This is a genomic window from Pseudomonas sp. FYR_2 (assembly GCF_043106425.1).
GTDB classification, from domain to species: Bacteria; Pseudomonadota; Gammaproteobacteria; order Pseudomonadales; family Pseudomonadaceae; genus Aquipseudomonas; species Aquipseudomonas monteilii.
The window spans coordinates 106,409-125,832 of the sequence record NZ_JBICMM010000018.1 but is presented as its reverse complement, the minus strand read 5'-3'; the positions used below and the strand labels follow the sequence as shown (position 1 = coordinate 125,832).

General features: G+C 57.9%; 28 protein-coding genes and 1 tRNA gene. 20 read left to right on the top strand and 9 right to left on the bottom strand.

The window, feature by feature from the left end; all coding sequences use genetic code 11:
* Window positions 1–21: 21 nt before the first annotated feature.
* From ACF8R4_RS08085 to ACF8R4_RS08075, 3 genes are all read right to left on the bottom strand, one after another.
* Window positions 22–705, bottom strand: coding sequence for a replication protein P (locus tag ACF8R4_RS08085; protein WP_392492090.1), 684 nt, complete (start codon window positions 703–705; stop codon window positions 22–24).
* Window positions 702–1,430, bottom strand: a complete 729-nt coding sequence (locus tag ACF8R4_RS08080) for a DnaT-like ssDNA-binding domain-containing protein (protein WP_392492088.1) — start codon at window positions 1,428–1,430, stop codon at window positions 702–704. Before ACF8R4_RS08080 ends, ACF8R4_RS08085 begins: the two co-directional genes overlap by 4 nt.
* 257 nt (window positions 1,431–1,687) lie before the next feature.
* Complete coding sequence (locus tag ACF8R4_RS08075) at window positions 1,688–1,882, bottom strand: Cro/CI family transcriptional regulator (protein WP_026034465.1); 195 nt, start codon at window positions 1,880–1,882, stop codon at window positions 1,688–1,690.
* 105 nt (window positions 1,883–1,987) lie between these two features.
* Between ACF8R4_RS08075 and ACF8R4_RS08070 the strand changes: the two genes are divergently transcribed.
* Complete coding sequence (locus ACF8R4_RS08070) at window positions 1,988–2,869, top strand: XRE family transcriptional regulator (protein ID WP_190869514.1); 882 nt, start codon at window positions 1,988–1,990, stop codon at window positions 2,867–2,869.
* Window positions 2,870–3,531: 662 nt separating this feature from the next.
* Here ACF8R4_RS08070 and ACF8R4_RS08065 read toward each other — a convergent pair.
* On the bottom strand, window positions 3,532–3,849 hold the full coding sequence (locus ACF8R4_RS08065) for a DUF1654 domain-containing protein (protein ID WP_190869515.1): 318 nt from the start codon (window positions 3,847–3,849) through the stop codon (window positions 3,532–3,534).
* A gap of 1,111 nt (window positions 3,850–4,960) precedes the next feature.
* On the opposite strand from ACF8R4_RS08065, the gene ACF8R4_RS08060 reads away from it, so the two are divergent.
* From ACF8R4_RS08060 to ACF8R4_RS08040, 5 genes are all read left to right on the top strand, one after another.
* Entirely contained in the window at window positions 4,961–5,812 is an 852-nt protein-coding gene (locus ACF8R4_RS08060; protein WP_392492085.1) for a ParB/RepB/Spo0J family partition protein, read from the top strand.
* 6 nt (window positions 5,813–5,818) lie between these two features.
* Window positions 5,819–6,202 carry a response regulator transcription factor gene (locus tag ACF8R4_RS08055; protein ID WP_084296774.1) on the top strand — a complete coding sequence of 128 codons (384 nt, stop codon included), beginning with the start codon at window positions 5,819–5,821 and terminating at the stop codon, window positions 6,200–6,202.
* Between the two features lie 19 nt (window positions 6,203–6,221).
* Window positions 6,222–6,560 carry a hypothetical protein gene (locus ACF8R4_RS08050; RefSeq protein ID WP_392492083.1) on the top strand — a complete coding sequence of 113 codons (339 nt, stop codon included), beginning with the start codon at window positions 6,222–6,224 and terminating at the stop codon, window positions 6,558–6,560.
* Window positions 6,557–7,057 carry a single-stranded DNA-binding protein gene (locus ACF8R4_RS08045; protein ID WP_392492081.1) on the top strand — a complete coding sequence of 167 codons (501 nt, stop codon included), beginning with the start codon at window positions 6,557–6,559 and terminating at the stop codon, window positions 7,055–7,057. Before ACF8R4_RS08050 ends, ACF8R4_RS08045 begins: the two co-directional genes overlap by 4 nt.
* Before the next feature lie 242 nt (window positions 7,058–7,299).
* Window positions 7,300–7,851 carry a hypothetical protein gene (locus ACF8R4_RS08040; protein WP_392492079.1) on the top strand — a complete coding sequence of 184 codons (552 nt, stop codon included), beginning with the start codon at window positions 7,300–7,302 and terminating at the stop codon, window positions 7,849–7,851.
* A gap of 352 nt (window positions 7,852–8,203) precedes the next feature.
* On the opposite strand, the gene ACF8R4_RS08035 is transcribed toward ACF8R4_RS08040, so the two are convergent.
* Window positions 8,204–9,085: a hypothetical protein gene (locus ACF8R4_RS08035; RefSeq protein ID WP_392492077.1), complete on the bottom strand. Its 882-nt coding sequence runs from the start codon at window positions 9,083–9,085 to the stop codon at window positions 8,204–8,206.
* Window positions 9,086–9,163: 78 nt separating this feature from the next.
* On the opposite strand from ACF8R4_RS08035, the gene ACF8R4_RS08030 reads away from it, so the two are divergent.
* Entirely contained in the window at window positions 9,164–9,583 is a 420-nt protein-coding gene (locus ACF8R4_RS08030) for a hypothetical protein (RefSeq protein ID WP_392492075.1), read from the top strand.
* A gap of 14 nt (window positions 9,584–9,597) precedes the next feature.
* Complete coding sequence (locus ACF8R4_RS08025) at window positions 9,598–10,209, top strand: hypothetical protein (RefSeq protein ID WP_392492073.1); 612 nt, start codon at window positions 9,598–9,600, stop codon at window positions 10,207–10,209.
* Between the two features lie 29 nt (window positions 10,210–10,238).
* Here the strand turns inward: ACF8R4_RS08025 and ACF8R4_RS08020 are convergent, their stop codons facing one another.
* Complete coding sequence (locus ACF8R4_RS08020) at window positions 10,239–11,021, bottom strand: hypothetical protein (protein WP_392492071.1); 783 nt, start codon at window positions 11,019–11,021, stop codon at window positions 10,239–10,241.
* 119 nt (window positions 11,022–11,140) lie between these two features.
* Between ACF8R4_RS08020 and ACF8R4_RS08015 the strand changes: the two genes are divergently transcribed.
* Complete coding sequence (locus ACF8R4_RS08015; RefSeq protein ID WP_392492069.1) at window positions 11,141–12,925, top strand: DNA cytosine methyltransferase; 1,785 nt, start codon at window positions 11,141–11,143, stop codon at window positions 12,923–12,925.
* 12 nt (window positions 12,926–12,937) lie between these two features.
* Here ACF8R4_RS08015 and ACF8R4_RS08010 read toward each other — a convergent pair whose 3' ends face one another.
* The gene (locus ACF8R4_RS08010; protein ID WP_392492067.1) at window positions 12,938–13,597 is read right to left on the bottom strand and encodes a DUF2971 domain-containing protein; all 660 of its coding nucleotides are present in this window, start codon (window positions 13,595–13,597) and stop codon (window positions 12,938–12,940) included.
* A 72-nt stretch (window positions 13,598–13,669) separates the two neighbouring features.
* Between ACF8R4_RS08010 and ACF8R4_RS08005 the strand changes: the two genes are divergently transcribed.
* Entirely contained in the window at window positions 13,670–14,302 is a 633-nt protein-coding gene (locus tag ACF8R4_RS08005; protein WP_392492065.1) for a hypothetical protein, read from the top strand.
* On the opposite strand, the gene ACF8R4_RS08000 is transcribed toward ACF8R4_RS08005, so the two are convergent.
* A complete protein-coding gene (locus tag ACF8R4_RS08000) occupies window positions 14,299–14,523 on the bottom strand; it encodes a hypothetical protein (protein WP_392492063.1) in 225 nt (74 codons plus the stop codon). The genes ACF8R4_RS08005 and ACF8R4_RS08000 overlap by 4 nt on opposite strands.
* A 145-nt stretch (window positions 14,524–14,668) precedes the next feature.
* On the opposite strand from ACF8R4_RS08000, the gene ACF8R4_RS07995 reads away from it, so the two are divergent.
* Genes ACF8R4_RS07995 through ACF8R4_RS07950 form a run of 10 tightly spaced genes read left to right on the top strand, consistent with a single transcriptional unit; the run spans window position 14,669 to window position 19,156 of the window.
* Window positions 14,669–14,998, top strand: coding sequence for a hypothetical protein (locus ACF8R4_RS07995; RefSeq protein ID WP_392492061.1), 330 nt, complete (start codon window positions 14,669–14,671; stop codon window positions 14,996–14,998).
* Window positions 14,995–15,291, top strand: a complete 297-nt coding sequence (locus tag ACF8R4_RS07990) for a hypothetical protein (RefSeq protein WP_392492059.1) — start codon at window positions 14,995–14,997, stop codon at window positions 15,289–15,291. The genes ACF8R4_RS07995 and ACF8R4_RS07990 overlap by 4 nt, the downstream gene beginning before the upstream one ends.
* Window positions 15,288–15,548: a hypothetical protein gene (locus ACF8R4_RS07985; protein WP_392492058.1), complete on the top strand. Its 261-nt coding sequence runs from the start codon at window positions 15,288–15,290 to the stop codon at window positions 15,546–15,548. Before ACF8R4_RS07990 ends, ACF8R4_RS07985 begins: the two co-directional genes overlap by 4 nt.
* Complete coding sequence (locus ACF8R4_RS07980) at window positions 15,545–15,901, top strand: hypothetical protein (RefSeq protein ID WP_392492056.1); 357 nt, start codon at window positions 15,545–15,547, stop codon at window positions 15,899–15,901. Before ACF8R4_RS07985 ends, ACF8R4_RS07980 begins: the two co-directional genes overlap by 4 nt.
* Entirely contained in the window at window positions 15,898–16,293 is a 396-nt protein-coding gene (locus tag ACF8R4_RS07975) for a phage protein NinX family protein (RefSeq protein WP_392492055.1), read from the top strand. The genes ACF8R4_RS07980 and ACF8R4_RS07975 overlap by 4 nt, the downstream gene beginning before the upstream one ends.
* A complete protein-coding gene (locus tag ACF8R4_RS07970; RefSeq protein WP_392492053.1) occupies window positions 16,290–16,625 on the top strand; it encodes a hypothetical protein in 336 nt (111 codons plus the stop codon). The genes ACF8R4_RS07975 and ACF8R4_RS07970 overlap by 4 nt, the downstream gene beginning before the upstream one ends.
* 43 nt (window positions 16,626–16,668) lie before the next feature.
* Window positions 16,669–17,433 (top strand): hypothetical protein, encoded by a 765-nt coding sequence (locus tag ACF8R4_RS07965; protein WP_274151595.1) that lies wholly within the window; start codon window positions 16,669–16,671, stop codon window positions 17,431–17,433.
* A gap of 52 nt (window positions 17,434–17,485) precedes the next feature.
* Complete coding sequence (locus tag ACF8R4_RS07960) at window positions 17,486–17,800, top strand: hypothetical protein (RefSeq protein ID WP_392492051.1); 315 nt, start codon at window positions 17,486–17,488, stop codon at window positions 17,798–17,800.
* A 37-nt stretch (window positions 17,801–17,837) separates the two neighbouring features.
* The gene (locus ACF8R4_RS07955; RefSeq protein ID WP_258704731.1) at window positions 17,838–18,050 is read left to right on the top strand and encodes a hypothetical protein; all 213 of its coding nucleotides are present in this window, start codon (window positions 17,838–17,840) and stop codon (window positions 18,048–18,050) included.
* On the top strand, window positions 18,050–19,156 hold the full coding sequence (locus tag ACF8R4_RS07950) for a tyrosine-type recombinase/integrase (RefSeq protein WP_392492049.1): 1,107 nt from the start codon (window positions 18,050–18,052) through the stop codon (window positions 19,154–19,156). Before ACF8R4_RS07955 ends, ACF8R4_RS07950 begins: the two co-directional genes overlap by 1 nt.
* Window positions 19,157–19,244: 88 nt before the next feature.
* Here the strand turns inward: ACF8R4_RS07950 and ACF8R4_RS07945 are convergent.
* Window positions 19,245–19,321: transfer RNA gene (locus ACF8R4_RS07945), tRNA-Pro, on the bottom strand.
* Between the last annotated feature and the right edge of the window lie 103 nt (window positions 19,322–19,424).

Sequence of the window (19,424 nt, the reverse complement as noted above, 5' to 3'; positions counted from 1 at the left end):
GCCTCCTTGCAGGTTGATTGATCAGCGGCCCGCCAAGCGGTCACGCAGGGCTGCCAGAGCGGAATTACCGACCTGCGGAGTGCGGCGCGCCGCAACCTCCGCCGGAAGTGCCAGAGGCATCTTCTGCAGCGGCTCACCGGCCATTAGCCGCCGAACCGCGATGGTGTAGTTGCGCTCGAACAGCTTCGAGCTGGCATCGGATGGCAGCTTGTTGAGGTTCCCGAAGCCGCACTCCTTGGCCGCGTGCCAGACCGCGTCATGACTCCACTTGCCCCGGCCAGCCATAGCAGGATGGGCATTGCGAGTCGCTTCTCGGAAAGCGGTCGCCAATGCTGGGAGGCCGAGCATTTCGGGCGACGGCTGGCACCACTGGATGAACTCACCAGGCGGAGGAATGAACGCTGCACCAGACTGGCGGCAGCGCATCAGCCCAAACTGCAACTGCTCGGGATTGCAGATGCCGGCTTCAAGAAAAGCGGTCAGCCATTGCTGCTTGGACGCGTCGTATGTGGCCTGGTCTGGCCAAGCCTGCTTCCAGGCGGTGCAAATCGATCGCAGATCACGGAACAGATCGTTGATCACCTTCGCTGTCTTCCGGTTGAGCTCTGCCTTCACGTCATCGGGCAGCTCGTATCCAGCAGAGACGTGCTGGCCGGACTGAATCTTGGCCCACAGGCCATGAGTTACAACTGCGACCGGGTTCACTGGGCGCTTCCTTGCTCGATCCACGACGTATTACTGTCGTCGAGCTGCTGGCCACCAGATCCTGCTCGCAGAGGAACGACCTTCGCGGCATTCGCAAGGTCGCGCTTTCTCCAACCAACCAGGTCGGCGATCCACTGGCTCTCAGTTTTGGCCAGCCCCTTCGCGTCGTGATGGACGACAAAACCCGAAATGGCCTTTTCCGAGAACTCCTCGATGGCTACCCCGGAACGCTTGGCGTAAGCCTCAAGCTGAACCTGGTCGGGAATCCAGTCGAGGAACATCGCGAACGGCTCACGCGGAGAGTGTGTATTACTTCCCTTCCCTTCCCTTCCGGGGGTGAGGACTCGATCACCGCTAGACGAGCCTTCGCCGACTTCTCGGCGAGCGGTCGGCGAAGGCCCAACGAATTCAGGGTGCTTTACAGTAGGTCTATCGATCTTCTGGTGGTGCCATCCGTTGACGTGCAGGTACTGCTTCGATGCCGCCTCGTAGATGGTGATCAGTCGGTTCGATACCAGCTCAGCGAGCAGCCCTTCAACTGCTAACGCGGTGATGTCGTCGCCAGGGAAAACGAGAGCCTTGATGGTCTTGGGGGACATCGGGTGGTTGCCCGCGTCGTCGCAGAAGTTCCAGATCCCGATGAACAGGAGTCGAGCCATCGCCGAGCACTCCATGACCTGCTCGCTGGTCCAGAACTCAGGCTTGATGGTGCGGATACGTGCCATTACGAACGCCCTCCATGACTGACAGCCTGACGCGTCAGATTTGGCGAGATCCCGAAACCTGACGTGGAATGCGTGGTATTGCCTGCATCGTCCGTGCGGTGCATAATTCACCTCGATGTTGTTTCAAGAAGACCGCCCCGCCAGGCGGTTTTTTTTCGTCTGCGAATCCGATACTGGATGGATACGCAGGTGTTTCAGTCATCTACTGGCGCAAAGCCAGATCTCTCATAATTCCCACCATCAGACGGCTTGCGGCGTCAGGCAGCGGATCTCTGGGATGGAAAAGGACGGCGCTCGACAGCCGCATAACCACCATCTGGGAGCTCGAAAACGCTGATATCCCGCTTTGCCACCAACGCCTTGTGAATGGCAGGTGCCGTCACGCGGAGGAGCCTGGCAGCCTCGGACTGCCCTTTTTCAGCAACGAATTTGTCGAGGGGGGTCTCGCTCATGATCGGGCCTCGGTTGTTCACGCCTCGGATATTAACCATCGGTTGATTATCTGTCCATACCGATGGTTTCTCCCAATTCTTTAACCATTGGTATATGTTCGCGCCATGACCAAGAAACGAATCCTCCCTCCTGACCGTCTGGCTGAATGCGAGGCCGCGCACGCGCTGTTCCTCGCCCGCAAGAACGAGCTCAAGCTCAGTCAGAAGAAAATCGCCGACGAAGCTGGCATGACGCCAGCAGCGGTGAACCTCTATTTCAAAGGCCTAAACCCGCTAAACGCCAAGTTCGCTGCTGTGTTGGCCAGGCTTTTGGAAGTTCCGGTAGAACAGTTCAGCCCACGGCTGGCGGACGAGATCCGATCGCTGCGAGCGCTTCCAGCTGGCGATCAGGAACACAAGAAAGGCGCTGCAGAAAAGGTAATGGCGATGCTGAAGCAGCACGCCGGAAAGAAGCTGGACGAAGATGCCCAGCAGAAGATCGCGGCTGCGGTTGCAGATTCTCTGGTTGAGGACCGCCCAAGCAATGTCGTATCCGCTGACTTCTCCGGTCTGAAGGTGAAGAAGGACGAGATCTTCATCCCGCAATACGACATACGCGCCTCTATGGGGCACGGCCAGGTGCCGCCCGACTACACCGAGGTCATGCGCAACGTGATCGTGAAGGAGTCAGTGCTTCACGAGAAGGGCGTCACGTACACATCGCAATCTGCTCTGGCCATGATCTTCGGCTGGGGTCAAAGTATGGAAGGCACGATCAACGACAAAGATCCGCTGATCGTTGACCGTGGAGTGAATGAGTTCGTGGGCGATGGCATCTACGTCCTGACCTGGCACGGCCATCTCTACATCAAGCGTCTGCAGTTCTTCGACGAAGACCACTTCTGGCTGATATCCGATAACGAGAAGCACAAGGACCAGCAGGCCAGAATCGAGGACGTGACCATCCACGCCAAGGTCCTCCTGATCTGGAACGCCAAAAAGGCGTGAACTGAACCGCGACTTCCGCCAGGATTAACCGCTTCGAGGAAATGAGGAATGGATGTCTCACTTCAGAAACGCGTTACGGAATTTGAGAGCTCCAAGCTCCCCAAAAGCCTCGTCAAGCTTGTCTATCAATCCGGCCGCCAACGCAGTGATTTCACCGACTACAAGGAGTGGAAACTGTATTCGACCTTGTATGAGGCCCTCTTATCGCTCCGCGGGCATGAAGAATTCGCGGTTTTGGCTGTGCGTTTGTTTGCCTACTTGGACCGCCATCCGCCGGCGACTAAGCCTATTGAAAAGCCGCCCAGCACACCCCTAACGCGCAAAGAAGAGAGGAGAAGGCGCAGAGCTGAGCGAGTCACTAGCAAGAGCCGCGGCCTTTCTAGCCAGCTCAAAAACGCCAAGCCTTCGACTCATGAAATGTTAAGAGCATGGAAGGCTTCTCCAACTATAGGGTTAGGCCTTGAAACTAGTCTGACTCCACCGCCCAAAGCACGGCGCGAAGACGTAAAAATCGATAGGCATACCAAGCCGCAGAGAGACCCAGATAGGTCTCACATTCTATATGTCGCGGGATGGTCACTGAGCCCGGAGAAGCTGCAGGACTAAGCCTGCTTCATGCTCCGGGGATATAGGCCAACCAGAAGGCTGGACCTGAATATTAATCAGAACTGCGCTTCTTCCTCCAGGGCTTCCAGCTCTTCGATCGGCGCCTCCCTATCGTACTCCGTCTCCATTTCCCACTCGATCTTCACCCCACCATCCTCCAGCTGCGTGATCTCCAAGCCGTCAGTCTCGCCCAAGAGGCGCATCATCTCCCCCCACTCAGCATCCCCATCCGTGTCCAGGCGATGAATGGCGACCCAGCGCTGCTCCTGCGCTTTTGGATGATTGATCATGTTGGACATCCTCAAGCCCAGCCGCTCTAGCGCGGTCATTCCTTGGCGCTGCTGCGCTGGCGCCGTCTTGTTTTGCTTGGCCATGACACCTCCTTAATTGCTGTATATGCATCCAGTATTTCGAATCATAGCGCACGCCTTCGAAAAATAAATTAACCATCGGTATTGACGCGAGAAGCATACCGATGGTTAACTTTATCCATCGAGGCGCAACATCCCTCGATAGGCCTGACAAGCCACCGCTCTTTACACAACCAGACGTGACCACCTCGACGCACCCAGGCCATTACCTGGGTAGGGACAAGCTAAGTCGTCGACCACGCAGCCTCTGGATAGCTGCCGGACTCCCCCATGGGAGGACGCCAAACCATGCGAGCCACCTGATGCGTAGCCAGTAGCTGCAGCAGGCAGAGGTGGGGAAACCCGGCGACGAGCATGGAGCGGATCAAAAACCATAGGAGGAACCTGCCAATGGAGCATTAAGCCCAGCCGACAAAACGGGTCGGCAATCCGCGCATACGTGGCCTACTCAGCCGGCCAACGGGCTCCACTCAAGCGCGGAGCAACACGATCCCCAACGACCACAGCCGTATTCAGATTGAAGGCGATGCGAGGGAAGCCCAAGGCCAACGCAATGAGCGCATAGCTGCCATCTGAGGCAGTGACGCCAGACGATTTCCCGGTGCGCCTCAAGTGGGGCGCATCAGGGGGAATCCACTGGAGCAATCCAAGCAGTGCCCAAAAAAAATGAATCCGACAGTTGCCCAGTCGGTCAGGAATTATGAACGCAGTAAATCTGACGAGGTAACAGCAATGACTATCCAAGCAGAGACGCTCGCTCAACTCGCCGAAGCCCTTCAGGATCGCGGCATGACACTTGTCACAGACGTTGTATTCACCAGAGCTCCCTATAGACACAACCATCGCTGGATTTGCATCGTCGAGTAATTGCCCTCATTGCCGGCGGATCGGAGTAAGCCTCTGCCGCCGGCCCCTGATTTCTACGTCTGCTTCTCCTCCCTTCACGCCCCGATGCGGGCCTTAAGGCGCACCGCCGTGCACATTACGGTTAGTAGCGCTCACCACCATGCACATTAAGTCGGCTGAATTGGTCGTGACGTTCGCCCTCCCCTGGTCCGGGAGGTACACGGCTGCGAGCGTCACGACCAATGCAGCCCAACGGAAGTGAACTTAAATGGCGAAGTCGTTCAAGCAAATGATCAAGGATGGCGAGGTGCGGCGCGCCGATGCCATGAAGGTTCAACTGGAGGATCTGCACGAAGAGCCAGGTTTCAACCTCCGCACCGAAGGCGATGCACTCGAAGCGAGCATCAACGCTCTCGCAGAGTTCATCGCGGCAGGCGGTCAAATCCCTCCGCTGGAAGTTCGCCCACGGGTGGAAGGTGGTGTTTGGCTGGTTGATGGCCACCGTAGGCGGCGGGCGCTGTTGAAGCTTGATGCCGAGGGTCGTCTTCCACGGACGCCCAACAAAGATAGGCCAGAGGCACTGGAAGCCTGGGTGCCAGTGATCGCTTTCGAAGGCAGCGATGCCGATCGAGTGGCACGCATCATCACCAGCCAGGAAAACGAAAAGCTCTCCCCTTTGGAGCTGGCTGAAGGCTACAAGCGCCTCCGGGCTTTCGGCTGGTCGGTGGAGCAGATAGCCACCAAAGTCGGCAAGACACGGCAGCACGTCGAGCAGGTGCTGACTGTAGGCAACGCAAACACTGATGTGCAGAACCTGGTAGCGGCCGGCCACGTTTCAGCTACGACAGCTGCACAAGTCGTCCGGGAACACGGAGACGGTGCTGGCAAGGTGCTGGGAGCCGAACTAGAGAAAGCCCAGGCAAGCGGCAAGAAGCGAGTTACCGCTGGTTCGATGAAAGGGCCTTCGATACCGAAGCCCAGGCTTGAAGCAGTGCACACCGCGTCACGCAATTTAATTGCATCGCTGGACTCGATCGATGAGGACAGCCGCTCCCTCACCATTCCCACTGCGCTTGTCCTGCAACTGCGCGAAGCCCTGGACGGCGCCAAACCGAGATAACAACTCATGGACACGATCACTTGCGGCTCATGGATTGGCCAGCTCGGCAAGGCGCTGGCTCCCCGTGAGCTCGAAGCATTGCTGTGGGTGGCCCAAGGGCTCACCACCAAGGAAATCGCCCGCGAAATGGCTGTCAGCCCCGGCACCGTGGCCAACCGCATTGAGGCCGCGCTGTTCAAGCTGGAGGCGGGGCGCCGCATCGAAGCGGTCACCAAGGCCATGCGGCAGCAGATCATCAGCCCGCTCTGCATTGCCCTCGCCGGCCTTATCGCCATGCATGCGGTGATCGACGACAGCGACCCAATGCGCCGCGACCGCCGCGCCCCGGAGCGTCGCACCGCCCAAGTTCGAATCGTTCGCAAGGCCGAAGCCTTCGAGCTCCACGCCTGACCCACTGAGGACTATCCCCATGCAAGCAGCTATCCAACAAAGCCAGGACAAGCTCGAAGCCCTGCGCCAGGAAGTGATCACGGCCACCGAGGCCTTCCGCGCCAAATCGCGCTTTTACGTCACCCAGAGCGGGAACGGCTGGGCTGTCGTCTCGGCCAGCAACAACCGCGTTTACGGTCGCAACACCAGTTACGCCCAAGCAGTTCGCTATGCGGAGAGCCTGGAGCGCGCGATCGACGCCAAGACCCTCCCCGTCGTGGCCGTGGTGAAAGTTCGGCAGGTCGGAGAAAGCGCCACTCGCTGGGCTGCGCTCTTTGCACTGGCATTGATCGTGTTGGCCGGGGCGGCGTCGTCATGAGCCGCGGGGTAAACAAGGTCATCCTGGTCGGCACCTGCGGCCAGGACCCGGAAGTGCGCTACCTGCCCAACGGCAACGCCGTAACCAACCTCAGCCTGGCCACCAGCGAGCAATGGACGGACAAGCGCTCCGGCGAGAAGGTCGAACGCACCGAGTGGCACCGCGTGTCGCTGTTCGGCAAGGTCGCAGAGATTGCCGGCGAGTACCTGCGCAAGGGCTCACAGTGCTACATCGAGGGCAAGCTGCAGACCCGCGAGTGGGAGAAGGACGGGATCAAGCGCTACACCACGGAAATCGTGGTCGACATCAACGGCACGATGCAGCTGCTCGGCAGCCGGTCGCAGGGCCAGCAGCCTGGGCAAGTGCCAGATCGGCAGCCAATGCAACAACAGCGCCCGGCGCGCCAGCAGCAGAACCAGCAGGCCGCGCCGCCGGACTACGACAGCTTCGACGACGACATCCCGTTCGCCCCACTCCACCACCTGGCGGGCGCATGATCGCCACCATGTCTCAGCCTGTGCCAGCCGTTAAGTACGCGGCGGCCATGGCCAGATCCACTGGTCAGCCTTGGGGCGTATACCGAGGAAACAAGCGTCTACTGGTGGTTATGCCGTCTGGCTCGACGAAGAAAACGCCCATTGAGGTGTGCCACCCATGAAACGCATCCAGAAGCTCACGCAGCAGCGTCGCCGCCAGCTGCACATACACATCCCGCCCAGCGGAATCATGGAGGTGCCGTATGGCGATGTCACCCAAGGAGCGCGACGAGAAGCGCCGCGCCAAAGCCGCACGGTTACAGGAAGAAGACCTGCGCTTGAAGGTTCGACCAGGGACTAAACAGGCCCTACTGGAACTGATGGAGTGGGCCGGGATCGAGGAACAGGGCGACGCGATGACACTGATGATCCATCACATCGAAGCGCTCGGGCATCACGCGCTGTTCAGGATCGCGCGCCACGAAATCGAAGCTCACCGATCTGTGGTGCGGATCGAGCCGCTGAGGCTGTCGGCCAGAAAGCGGACTGGGCAGCACCTGCGCGCTATCTGCGGCTGGGCCGACGCCACCTATAGCCAGATGATCGAGGCACTGATCCATGGCATCCACGCACTGGGCAGGCTGCACTCGGCGAAGTTTCTCACCCCGCCGCGCCATGAAATCAGCATATCGCCTCGCCTGGCCCTGGCCTTCGACCGGAAGAGCATGCTGATGATTCAGCAGGATCCTGGGGATGAGGTTATCCAACCTAAGGCAATGAGGGGTCTGGCTGGTATGGCCCAAGAACTTTGTTGATGTTCGGCCAGACTAGGTAGGCCTTCCAGTTCTCATTGTCGTTTGAGCAGTAAACCAGGAATTCGCTACTGCTATCCCTGCTGACTCTGTATCTGATGATGCCGCAGCCCTTTACCTTGGCTTGAGCCAACGACGAGGAGATTGCGGTGTTGTATTCCCAGTTCCAATCGCCTGGATACTTGTCCTCTACAGATTCAGCTTGGGCTCCAAACGGAAGCAGCAGCGCTGCCAATACCAGAAACCTCTTCAATCCAGCACCTCCATGGCTCGGCCCCATGCCGGTCACCCGTAATACCCCATCCCAAGCCAAAATGCCACTTTGATCCACAAGTCAATTGGCTGAACTAAAAAGCTAAAAATCACCAAGGTAAACACTGATCGTACCGCTTACATCATTTTCAATACGAGCTTTGAGGTCATCATAACTAGACCAGTTGTAACGAACCGGCTCATCCGTCCGTATCGTGCCATCTGGAAAGTAGTATTGAAGTTGATACCCATTAGGGACACGACCCACTTCCGGCCATGAGTATCTACGATAAACTTTCACCCCAGACCTAGCCATTGCGTCCGGCTCAGCCTTTAAAATTTCATAAGCCTGTATTTTTCTAATCCAATCCCAGTTAGGCTCTATAATTCCGCTCCGCGGAGTCATATCACGTAAAAACATGAGCAGATCACGTTTACCGCGCAATGCTCTAACCACAGACTGATGTGACGCTTCACTTTCGATCCATCCAGGCAGCAGGCCTGAAACATAAGCTCCGAATTCGGCAGCGTCACGTAAATATCCAAGATCAGAGACACGTCGCGCTGGAAGCTGCGCAATAGGCATCTGGTCAATTGCAGAGATCAAGCCATGCCACTCTCTTTCCCGATGATTTCGAAGATACTCCTGCATCTCAAAAACTTCAGAATCGAATTTCACAAAGGCCGAGCTAAGACGCCATAACTTCTCCAGAGTTTCAGTCATGAGAACTCGCATAGTTCCAACCAACTGACGCTCAAGTTTTTCAGCTGATATCTTGCTGTGAAGAATAGGAAAATAACCAGCAGCAACTATCGCAAGAATAGACCCTACACCTTGGACCCAGCTGGCTGCAGCAGCATTATCAAGCCCAACCCATTTTAATAATACAATTAACTGCCAAACTGATGGAATCACGATAAAAACAGCACACAAGACAATTACCACAACAACTAAGCACAACCGCTTCCTATTCTCATCAAGCACTGTATTTTTCCTTTTCAGCGAACCAGCCAAATCAATCCTCTGGCCATTATGAGTGATGGCGCATGCATGGAGAAAGCCATGAACCACATTCCACCGCGTCCAACCGCCACCAGGGAAATGATCCTGGAATGCTGCAAGCCAATCGCCGAGAAGCTTGAGGCCGACGCCGAGACCCTGGCACATCACTACAGCCGTCACATGGACGGCTTTGACCTTTGCATTGAGCTGGCGAAATGGGCCGGTTGGGATATGCAGCGAGACGACATCGACACCCTCGACCAACTGGGCCACATGGTGGACGAGGCTGAGCGCAAAGCAGTGAAGGCCTGGTTCGAAGAGCACAACCCCCAGCCGCCGTTCACCATTGGGGACAGCATCAAGCAGGGCTTGATCACTGGCATCAGCGACTACACGCCGGCCTGCTTCGAAGTCAAGGTAGAGGGCCAGCCCGAAACAACCCGGCTCATCATCAAGTTCGAAGACGCGAAAGCCGCCTGACTCTGGAGGGATCCATGAGCCAGTTCTACCTACAGGACAGCCGCAGCAACACCGGTGACGGTCTCATGTTCTGGGCCTTGGGCGGCGGCTACACCACCAGCCTCGACAAGGCCGAGCTGTTCACCCAGGAACAAGCCTGTGGCCACCGGGAAACAGACATTCCATGGCCGAAGGACTACATTGATGCCCGCGCACATCTCGGTGTCGACCATCAATACATCAGCCTGGACGAAGCCCGCGACCAGCTGAGCCCGGGATGCACTGTTGTCCTGCAGATCCCGGGGCACTGGAACGGGAACGACATTGCCTTGGCCAGGTGGCCAATAGGCCACACCTTCCGATTCGAGAAGGCACACCACCTCACCCTCGAGGCTGCCGAAGCGATCGGCAACACGCCAGAGGAAGCGGTGATCTGGCCAGTGGCTTACCTCGAAGCCAAGGCCCGGCGCCTGGTGCACAAGCGGGACGTTGATATCAAAGAGGCCCTGATGGGCACCGGCATTGTGCTGCCCAAGGCAAAGCGACGGCAGTCAGCAAGCATCCAGAACTGCGGCGGCTGTGGCCGATTCGTGCCTTCGCCCAGCTACGAAGACTGCCGCCACTGCGATCACGACAATCGCCCGTAACGCCAAGCGCTGCCCGCCAGCGCCTTCCCCTATTCAACGATAACGCCTCCCCGGCCATGAGCGGGCGAACCGGCACTCTCATCAGGGCACTGCAACGGCCCGGGTTTAACGTTAAGTTCAGATGAAATGTCGAGCAGCTTTAGCTTAGATCTCTCGCTGCAATCGTAGACCAAGAACTTACCCGACACTGAGCCTAAGAGAACACCCAGGACTTCACGAGAGTCCGATGTAACGATTGGAACAGGCTCTTTAGCCCTTAAGAGCACGTTATAGTCGTCTACTGCGCGCATGGCTGGCAGCACCAAAAGAGTCATGCCCAGCCCTAATAAGGCTGTAGCAGTCGCCTTCTTAGTATCTGATCCCTCAAGTATCATTTTTAATGCCATGGCTACTGCGGAGCTGAACAAAAGAGACAACGCTATTTCTATGCCTCCGCTAACTAGTGGATGCTTCTCCAAATTCAGGTCAAAAACCCAATAGCCAATTTGGCTCAGCGCCATTATCGCAGTCCCTAGAACTACAATCACGACAAGGCCAACTCTGCGCATCGAGTCGGAATCCTTAAATCGATTGAATGCTACAAGAGCAATACCAGTGCAGACCGTGACCCAAGGCAACCCTTCTTTGATCAGATCCTGAGGTGAAAGAAAACCTAAAACCCATGACGACCGAAAATACTTATAAAAAACCCAGCTATAAACCAACCCTGAGAAATATGCAAACCCGATCATCACACTTGATATAAATGCGACCTTGCTAAACCCATCTAGCAAACTCTGGTGAGCGGTGCCGCTCGAACTCTTTTGCATCATGCCCCCAAGTATCATCCAGAATAAACTACGCGCCAACAATAATTGCCAAGGGTAAATGATACCTATATGCGCGCTGAACCGCGCTTTTTATGTTGGTGCCAGCACGCAAGGACCACAACATGACGTGTATGACGTCCCTCGCCCTTCCCTTCGAAAAAGAGCTGGTTGTCGATCTCTTCGCCGGCGGCGGCGGCGCCAGCAGTGGCATCGCTGAGGCGTACCGCGAACCGGATGTGGCGGTAAACCACAACCCAATCGCCCTGGCTGTGCATCGCGCCAACCACCCGCAGACCGAGCACTACGTAGCGGACGTTTTCGAGGTCGACCCGATCCTGGCCACCAAGGGGCAGCCGGTCGGTATCCTGTGGGCTTCGCCCGACTGCCGGCACCACAGCAAGGCCAAGGGCGGCAAGCCTCGCAACCGCAAGATACGTGGCCTGGCTTGGGTGATCATCCGCTGGGCCTACCAGACCAGCCCGCGCCTGATCTTCCTCGAAAACGTGGAGGAGTTCGCCGACTGGGGGCCGCTCGACGATGAGGGACGCCCGATCAAGGCAGAGAAAGGACGCACCTTCCAGGCCTTCGTGAATGTGCTGGGCAACGGGATACCCGAGGATCACCCGGACCTGCCGGAGATCTTGGCCGAGATCGGAGACCACGTGCCTAAGGAAGCCCTGGTGCGAGGCTTGCGCTACAACTTTGAGCACCAGGTGCGCGTCGCGGCAGACCAGGGCGCGCCAACGATCCGCAAGCGGCTGTACGGCATCGCCCGGCGCGATGGCAAGCCCATCGTGTGGCCGGCGCCGACGCATCACAAGAATCCCGGCAAGAGCCAGAAGTCCTGGCGGTCCGCCGCCGAGTGCATTGACTGGGAGTTGCAGGGCCGCACGATCTTCCGCGAAGACGCTCTGGTGGAAAACACCATGAACCGCATCGCCAAGGGCCTGTGGCGACATACCCTGGCCTGCAACGACCCGTTCATTGTCCCGCTGCGCGGCACTTCGAAGTCGCACACCAGCACGCACAGCGTCGCAGATCCGATTTCTACCATCAGCGGCGGGGGCACCCACCACGCCCTGGTTCAGCCAACAATGGCCGTGGCCGGCTGCCTCACAGAGCACGCCAACGGATCGACGCAGCGAACCTTCGACGCCGAAGAGCCGCTTCGGACGCAAGTGGCCCAGGTCAAAGGTGGACACTTCGCGCTGATCACCGCCAACTTGGTCACCCTTCGCAGCGGCTGCGTCGGTTCCCCGATGGCCAACCCGGTCGGCTGCATAACCCAGAGCGGCGGGCATCACGCCATAGCGTCAGCCCACCTTGAGCAGGCGAACGGAGGGTTCTACAAGGGCGATGGCCGCAGCGCAGCCGACCCGTTCTCGACGATCCTGGGCAAGGGCTCTAACCAGCGCCTGGTCACGGCATACCTGGTCAAGTACTACGGCGCCGAGAAAGACGGCATATCCATGCGAGAGCCGATGCATACCATCCCCTCGAAGGATCGGATGGCCGTCGTTCAGGTCGTGCAGTTGCAGACCCCCACCCTAACGGACGAGCAGCTGGCCGGCGCCCGCGAGTGCGCCGCGTTCATGCGCAAGTATCTGCCGCAGCACTTCACCGAGCACGCCGACGTGGTGATGGTCGGCGACTACGTAATGGTCGACATCACGCTGCGTATGCTCAAGCCGCACGAACTGAAGCGCGCCCAAGGCTTCCGGGCTGACTACATCATCGACCGCGGGCTCTTCCTCGACGAGGAAACAGGCCAGCTGTACTGGAAAGAAATTTCAGGAGCCAACCAGGTAAAGCTTCTGGGCAACAGCGTCTGCAAGGACGAAGCCCGAGCCCTTGTCTCGGCGAACGCATCTGACCTCATCGAACTCTATCAACGACTAGCGGCTTGACTGGAAGAAATCTCATGGCCAAAGATCTTCGTCGCGATTTCTAACGATTTTGTACTCTTTAAAGGCAGTTCTGACCTTGAATATTTCGACGTCGGGATAGCTTCTTTCCAAAATGGCGGCGAGCTTTGTCCTCTCAAGTGATGAGTTGCAACCAACGATCACTTGGCGAAGCTTTCCGATAGCTGAAAATGGCATGAAATACAAACTGCCAGCGCTTTCAGCCTTATCCAAAAGAAATATCTGCCTAACTTCTTTTTCATAAGACCACTCGGAATGCTTGATCCGGAGTTGGCGATGCATGAGTTCATACTGTTCTGCTTTTGACTTACTAAGATACTCGTCAGCGTCAAAAATCATGCGCCCACTTAGGTACTCCACAGAATGGAGGGACTTTTCGTCGATCTCGAAAGCCAAACATAATCCTCTATGCCTGTCACCGTAATGCCCCCACTGAACAGGACTGGTATATGTCTTGCTAAAGCAGAGCATGCCATACAGCTCTGCCACACGCCTTTTAAAAAACCGTAGACCCTCTCTAATCTTTGGATCCTCTGAGGAGAGACACATCATTTCAAATGGATCATTCAGATCCATTACAGTCGCAACTTTCAACCTAGATTTATGAAGATTTTGCAGCCCGTACTGCTCATTGCAAAAATGATAAACCATCATGGCCTTGACTCACTTACCAGATCATCCGATGAATAACAGTTGACGGGCTCAATATACCCGCGAGACATCCTCATGCCCATAGAAAACAAAATTGATTGCCCTGCAATACACAAGCGCAGCAGTAGCTATCCGTTTGGTGAGCGCGTACCGCGAACCGTCCGAATGCTTAAGACAGTAACCGCCGACCCGATGCCAGGTATCGGGCTCGCATACATCAAGGGCGATCCGCCGTTGGCGAAATCAGGCCAAACCTATCCAGTTTGGACGAACAGCTACGGCGCTGTTACTGCTGTAATGGAGGACGGCACCCGCCTCGGCCTGCGCCCAGAAGAGTTCGAAGTCGACAGCTGGCACCACCTTGCAGCTGAGCCAGCCCCACAGCCCCACCCCGAGCCTATAGCCTGGATGGTTGGTACTGCCATCTGGTGGACCAAAGAAGAGGCAGAGCGGGATGCAGAGGCTACTGGGCTGTCTATTGTTGGCCTGGGCCCGATGACCGATTCCGCTGAGGTCGAGCGGCTGCGAGAGGCCCTGAAGTTCTACGCGGACCGGGACCACTTCTCGGAGGACATTGGCAGCGACTGGGACAGCGTGAGCGGCGAACCCGCGAACGTGCTCTGGCATGAGTCGGAGGCCTGGTTCGTCGAAGACGGCTCTATCGCTCGCGCCGCCCTGGAGCGCAGGCCTGAAACAAAGTCGTTTTAACCCGCCTCCTCTGGCTCTTGCTCCAGCAGCCAGAGAGCACTTTCGATCTCCGCAATTGCGCCAGGCACCAGTTCGGCATCCACCCATTGCCAGGACGTATTGCCTATGAGCCCGCCAATGGCCTGGCGGCGCAGTTCACCGATGTCGATGCCCTGCTGCTCCGCTGCTGCAAAGACCGCCGCCAGCGCTTGCTCCAAATGCATAACCCGTTCTGTGGTCATGGCTGCTCTCCGGTTGGGAGGCTAAGTCTAGTCCGCTCCCGATGACCTGGATGTGAAAAACGCACAAGAGCACATCTGTACTCCATCCAGCTGCGACCCCTCTCCCCTCTATTCACTGCCGCGATATGGCGGCCAAGGAATCGTCATGCCTGAAGAAATCAAGCTGATCCAGCCGGCGCCGGTCGTGCGCGACGAATACGGAATGTTTGAACATCCCGACCTTCCCGACTTCGACGAGGGGGACGGCGAGAAGTGCAAGGCCTGGATCGCGCAACAGGGCCTGCAGCTCGTTATGTTCCACCTGGAGACCGACGCACCGGAGGAAATCGCTGACCGGTACTTCGCATCCGATGAGCCGCATTGCGGCTACTGGGAGCCCAGCAAGCCTGAAGGTGACGGCTGGTTCTGCCTGGCCATCCACGACACCGACGACGGCCCTGTGTGCTGGTGGGCGCGCCGCGAGGTGGCGGCATGAGGCTGAAACAGTATCCGCTGGACGTGCAGAGCGTCGGCAGCGACACCTACATCGCGATGAGCAAGGGTCATCATGACCTCGAGGTGTTCATGGCTGAAGCCGTCAAAGAACACCCGGGCTGGTTCCTGGGCGGCCCGCAGCACAAATGGTGCAAGACGGTGCCGGATCGCTCGGGCGAGTTTGCACATCGGTATGTGTTCGTCGAGGAAGGCACGCCAGGCGCATGGCCGGCGACCTACTGCTGGGAGTTCGGTGAAGACTACAAGCGCTACAACGCCGAGGTGCATTCATGATCGGCGCCAACGATCCAGTCCGTAAAGCAACGGGCGGCCTTTTCGACTTGGACGAGATCATCGCAGTTGCCTTCCTGTTCTGCCTGCTGGTCTTCGTCACCGGTGCTGGAGTTGACCCCGAGCCGCAAACGAAATGCGCGCCAGTAATCAACCCGCAGGCCGGCAACGAGCGCCAGCTCTCCCCGCACGAAACCCAACCCGAACCTACACCCGCTCTGGCGCCTGGACGCTGGATTGATGAGAGGTATCAGTTGTGAAACTGACCGACAACCAGCAGCGCGTCCTCGATGCCTTGCGCGAGGTATCACGCGCCAACGTAGTGCGGTACCGGGAGAAAACCCCTTACCTGTACGAGCAAGACTGCAAGAAGCTGGCAGCAGGCGATCAGGCCTGCGCCTTTGGCCTGGGCGGGCTGAGCCGCGAGGTTGGCACTCGCCTCAACCTCGCGGCCGCTTCGGTGCTCAGCACTTTCAAGGCTCTGGAGCGAAAAGGTCTCGTCCTGCGCGAGGCCGGCTACCCGGAGTATCAGCGGCCACGTTACTGGTGGCCCATCGGTCTCGCAGCTGAGATGGCGGCACAACTACTTCCAGCCGAGAAGGTGGCGCCATGAATAATCTGATCGAAGTGAGGGTATCCAACCTGGCCGGCGAGGCCCTAGGCTGGGCAGTCGGCAAGGCCGAAGGGCTGGATGTGTACTTGGAGCCGCCCGGCTACAACGGAGTGTCCTGGCGGGTGTTCGCCCGGTACCAGGGCCAGGCCATCGAGCACGCCAAACGTTTCAATCCCTGGGAGGACTGGGCGGTCGGCGGGCCTCTGCTCGATAAACACCAGGGCGGCGCCAAGTACTGCTCCGACCTGGATGAAACTGTCTGCTACAGCGGAGGACCTGCAGCAGCTGTCGTTTGGCTGTACGGACCAAATGCATTGACGGCGTTCTGTCGCGGGCTAGTTCGCTACCGGCTCGACTATATCGTCCAGGTGCCCAAGGAGCTGATGCCATGACCGAACAAAGCACAAAGGAATTCTACACTGTCGATCAAGCCTCTCAGCATGCTGCTGAATGGTGCAAACGCAATCCCGCATGGCGCCGGATCTGCGATATCCCGGATATCTCCGTGTTCGAAAAAACCTACGATGAGATTCCAAAGCGCGAGCGCGCCTACTGGGAAAAGAACGGCGGCGAAGAATGCTGGCGTGAATTCGGCGCCGGAGGAACCAAGGTGCCTACCGGATTCATCTCTGGAAAGGGAGAGTTCTTCGACCACGTCCTGAAAGTGCCACTCCATCACAACATGATGATGGTGTACCGCGTCGGCAAGAGGTGGATGCCATGATCGCCCTCGCCTACATGGCCTACCTGATCTACAGGGGGCCGCGATGAGCCATCGAATCGTTTGCCAGTTCAGTTGCGGCGCCGCTTCGGCGGTAGCCACCAAGCTGGCCCTGGCTGAGTACGGCAGTACGCACGATGTGCAGATCATCAACGCATTCCTGGCCAACGAGCATAAGGACAATCGCAGGTTCGCCGAGGACTGCGAAGCTTGGTTTGGCCAGTCCATCACCGTGCTGCGAGACGAGAAGTACGGCGCCGACGCCTATGAGGTGTTTCGGCGCGAGCGCTACATGAAGGGCCGAACCGGTGCGCCCTGCACGAAGATCCTCAAGCGGCGCTTGCTCGACACATGGAAGCAGCCAGGTGACGTGATGGTGTTCGGATACACCGCCGAGGAAGCGGACCGACTAGAGGACTTCCGGGAGCGCAATCCAGACCGCCCGGTGATCGCCCCTTTGATCGACCGAGGCCTGGGCAAGGATGACTGCAAAGCCATCCTGCTGCGCGCTGGCATCGAACTGCCCCTGATGTACCGGATGGGCTACGACAATGCCAATTGCATCGGCTGCGTGAAGGGCGGCGAAGGCTACTTCCGGGCGATCCGCCAAGACTTCCCTGAGCAGTTCGAGGCGCTGTGCACCATCCAGGATGATCTGGGTGAAGGCTCCTACCTGTTCCGCAACCGCACCACCAACGTGCGTTTCTCGCTGCGCGACCTCGGCGATGGCCCGGTGCGCCGCAACGAGAAGCTACCGGCCTGCTCGTTCTTCTGTGAGATCGCAGAAGCGGACTTGATCGCTAAAGCCTAACCCCTCCCCCTACTACTCAAGCCCGCCGACATGCGCGGGCATGGAGAGACTCATGCTCAATTTCTTGGCCCGCCTGTTCAAGCGCAAGAAGAAGCCGGCACAACGCGCCGCGCTCGGCCCGACCGGGCATGCCCGTGGCCACAGCCCGGCATCCGGCCGGCAAGACCCGATGCTCGACCCGCTCAACCCCATGAGCCCGATCAGCCCCATGCATCCCATACATCTGGCGGACAGCTACGAGCCGACTCGCTCGAGCAGTTCGTGCGCCAGTCGGGACTACAGCAGCTACGACAGCGGCAGCAGCTACTCATCGAGCGACAGCAGCAGCTCCAGCGATAGCGGGTCCAGCTCAAGCAGCTGCGACTGACCACCAACCTGCCGCCACCGGCGGCGCGGAGGCCATAATGAAGAAAGAACTGATTAAAATTAGCGAGTTTCAGCGGCGAAAATGGGGCGAAAACGGCACCCCGCTGTGCTCCCAGGCAATTCGCAACTACCTCCGCAACCGCAAGATTCCTGGCGAGCGGATAGGTAACATTTGGTACGTCGACTGGGCTGCCTACCAGCGGTCCACCGGCAACAGCTTGGTTGATATGGTGCTGAAAGGAGTCGCGTGATGGTTCCTCGACCAAGGAACAAGGCCAACAAAGGCCTGCCCATGAACCTCTACTTCGACGCTCGACGGGGCACGTATCGGTATCGGCGCCCCACCGACGGGAAGTGGTTTCAGTTCGGCTCAGACCGAGGCCGAGCAATAGACGCGGCCGCACAGCTCAACACCGCTTTCCTGCGCGGGAGCGACTTGGTGGCCGAGGTTCTTGGCGAATGCTCAGTGACTTTGGGCGAGTTCCTGGTCACCTATGAGCGAGACGTGCTCCCGCCTCGCGAGCTAGCAAAAGCAACGCTTGATCTATACACCGTCAGGTTCAAGCAAATTCGGGCAGAGTTTGCCGAGCGACCAATAGACCAGATCACCATCAGGATGGTCGCTGAGTTTCTCGAACCGCTTACCCCACGGGCGAGTAACCAGGCACGAGCAATCTTGATCGACCTGTTCAACCATGCCGCAGCAAAAGGCCTCTGCCCGGACAACCCTGCGGCCAACACTATTCCGAAAATCGAGAAAAAGCAGCGCAAGCGGCACACCGTAGAAGGTCTGAAAGCAATCCGCGATAAGTCCCCGCGCTGGCTCAGAAACGCCATCGATCTTGCGCTCATTACAGCGCAACGGCGCGGCGACATCCTCGATATGAAGTTCGAAGACGTGCGTGATGGCTATCTGTATGTCGTGCAGAGCAAGACGGAGAAGGCTTCGGACGCTGGTTGGCTGAAGATCAAACTCACAGACCAATTGAGCGAGGTACTTACCCGGTGTCGCGACGACATTCTGTCCCCGTACTTGGTGCACCGCCGCCCGGAGCGGAAGAAGAAACGTGAAGGGAAGGATCATTGGACGAAGGTTGACGAGAGGTTTCTCACCCGTGCCTTCAAGGATGCGAGGGATGCTGCGGGCTGCTACAGCGAGCTCAAAGAGGAGGAAATGCCGGGGTTTCATGAGGTACGCGCCCTCTCCCTTCACCTGTACAAGCGGGCCGGGAAAGATGGCCAGAAGATCGCGGGGCATACCACTGAAGGAATGACCAGGAACTACCAGAAGGGGCACGAAGATGTGGTGTGGTCCGAGGTCGAAGCCGACCTGGATATTGGCGAATTCGCCGGATAGTTTTGCGCCCATTTTGCGCAAGTTTTGCGCAGGGTCGCCCATAAAAAAATCCAGTCACCGCTAAGTGACTGGATTTCTTGGAGTATTTTGGTCGGGACGGAGTGATTCGAACACTCGACCCCTTGCACCCCATGCAAGTGCGCTACCGGGCTGCGCTACGCCCCGACTACATTCTCATAACCTCTGAGAACGATGAAGAATCTAACCTAACTCTCTGATAAATGAAACCTTTTTCTCAAAAAAATTTCCACCCATCAGAAAAAGCCCA

Coding starts and splice junctions, on each gene's coding strand:
- ACF8R4_RS08080 (WP_392492088.1), bottom strand. CDS start 1,430: ATGGCACGTATCCGCACCATCAAGCCTGAGTTCTGGACCAGCGAGCAG.
- ACF8R4_RS08075 (WP_026034465.1), bottom strand. CDS start 1,882: ATGAGCGAGACCCCCCTCGACAAATTCGTTGCTGAAAAAGGGCAGTCC.
- ACF8R4_RS08070 (WP_190869514.1), top strand. CDS start 1,988: ATGACCAAGAAACGAATCCTCCCTCCTGACCGTCTGGCTGAATGCGAG.
- ACF8R4_RS08065 (WP_190869515.1), bottom strand. CDS start 3,849: ATGGCCAAGCAAAACAAGACGGCGCCAGCGCAGCAGCGCCAAGGAATG.
- ACF8R4_RS08060 (WP_392492085.1), top strand. CDS start 4,961: ATGGCGAAGTCGTTCAAGCAAATGATCAAGGATGGCGAGGTGCGGCGC.
- ACF8R4_RS08055 (WP_084296774.1), top strand. CDS start 5,819: ATGGACACGATCACTTGCGGCTCATGGATTGGCCAGCTCGGCAAGGCG.
- ACF8R4_RS08050 (WP_392492083.1), top strand. CDS start 6,222: ATGCAAGCAGCTATCCAACAAAGCCAGGACAAGCTCGAAGCCCTGCGC.
- ACF8R4_RS08045 (WP_392492081.1), top strand. CDS start 6,557: ATGAGCCGCGGGGTAAACAAGGTCATCCTGGTCGGCACCTGCGGCCAG.
- ACF8R4_RS08040 (WP_392492079.1), top strand. CDS start 7,300: ATGGCGATGTCACCCAAGGAGCGCGACGAGAAGCGCCGCGCCAAAGCC.
- ACF8R4_RS08030 (WP_392492075.1), top strand. CDS start 9,164: ATGAACCACATTCCACCGCGTCCAACCGCCACCAGGGAAATGATCCTG.
- ACF8R4_RS08025 (WP_392492073.1), top strand. CDS start 9,598: ATGAGCCAGTTCTACCTACAGGACAGCCGCAGCAACACCGGTGACGGT.
- ACF8R4_RS08020 (WP_392492071.1), bottom strand. CDS start 11,021: ATGATGCAAAAGAGTTCGAGCGGCACCGCTCACCAGAGTTTGCTAGAT.
- ACF8R4_RS08015 (WP_392492069.1), top strand. CDS start 11,141: ATGACGTGTATGACGTCCCTCGCCCTTCCCTTCGAAAAAGAGCTGGTT.
- ACF8R4_RS08010 (WP_392492067.1), bottom strand. CDS start 13,597: ATGATGGTTTATCATTTTTGCAATGAGCAGTACGGGCTGCAAAATCTT.
- ACF8R4_RS08005 (WP_392492065.1), top strand. CDS start 13,670: ATGCCCATAGAAAACAAAATTGATTGCCCTGCAATACACAAGCGCAGC.
- ACF8R4_RS08000 (WP_392492063.1), bottom strand. CDS start 14,523: ATGACCACAGAACGGGTTATGCATTTGGAGCAAGCGCTGGCGGCGGTC.
- ACF8R4_RS07995 (WP_392492061.1), top strand. CDS start 14,669: ATGCCTGAAGAAATCAAGCTGATCCAGCCGGCGCCGGTCGTGCGCGAC.
- ACF8R4_RS07990 (WP_392492059.1), top strand. CDS start 14,995: ATGAGGCTGAAACAGTATCCGCTGGACGTGCAGAGCGTCGGCAGCGAC.
- ACF8R4_RS07985 (WP_392492058.1), top strand. CDS start 15,288: ATGATCGGCGCCAACGATCCAGTCCGTAAAGCAACGGGCGGCCTTTTC.
- ACF8R4_RS07975 (WP_392492055.1), top strand. CDS start 15,898: ATGAATAATCTGATCGAAGTGAGGGTATCCAACCTGGCCGGCGAGGCC.
- ACF8R4_RS07970 (WP_392492053.1), top strand. CDS start 16,290: ATGACCGAACAAAGCACAAAGGAATTCTACACTGTCGATCAAGCCTCT.
- ACF8R4_RS07965 (WP_274151595.1), top strand. CDS start 16,669: ATGAGCCATCGAATCGTTTGCCAGTTCAGTTGCGGCGCCGCTTCGGCG.
- ACF8R4_RS07960 (WP_392492051.1), top strand. CDS start 17,486: ATGCTCAATTTCTTGGCCCGCCTGTTCAAGCGCAAGAAGAAGCCGGCA.
- ACF8R4_RS07955 (WP_258704731.1), top strand. CDS start 17,838: ATGAAGAAAGAACTGATTAAAATTAGCGAGTTTCAGCGGCGAAAATGG.
- ACF8R4_RS07950 (WP_392492049.1), top strand. CDS start 18,050: ATGGTTCCTCGACCAAGGAACAAGGCCAACAAAGGCCTGCCCATGAAC.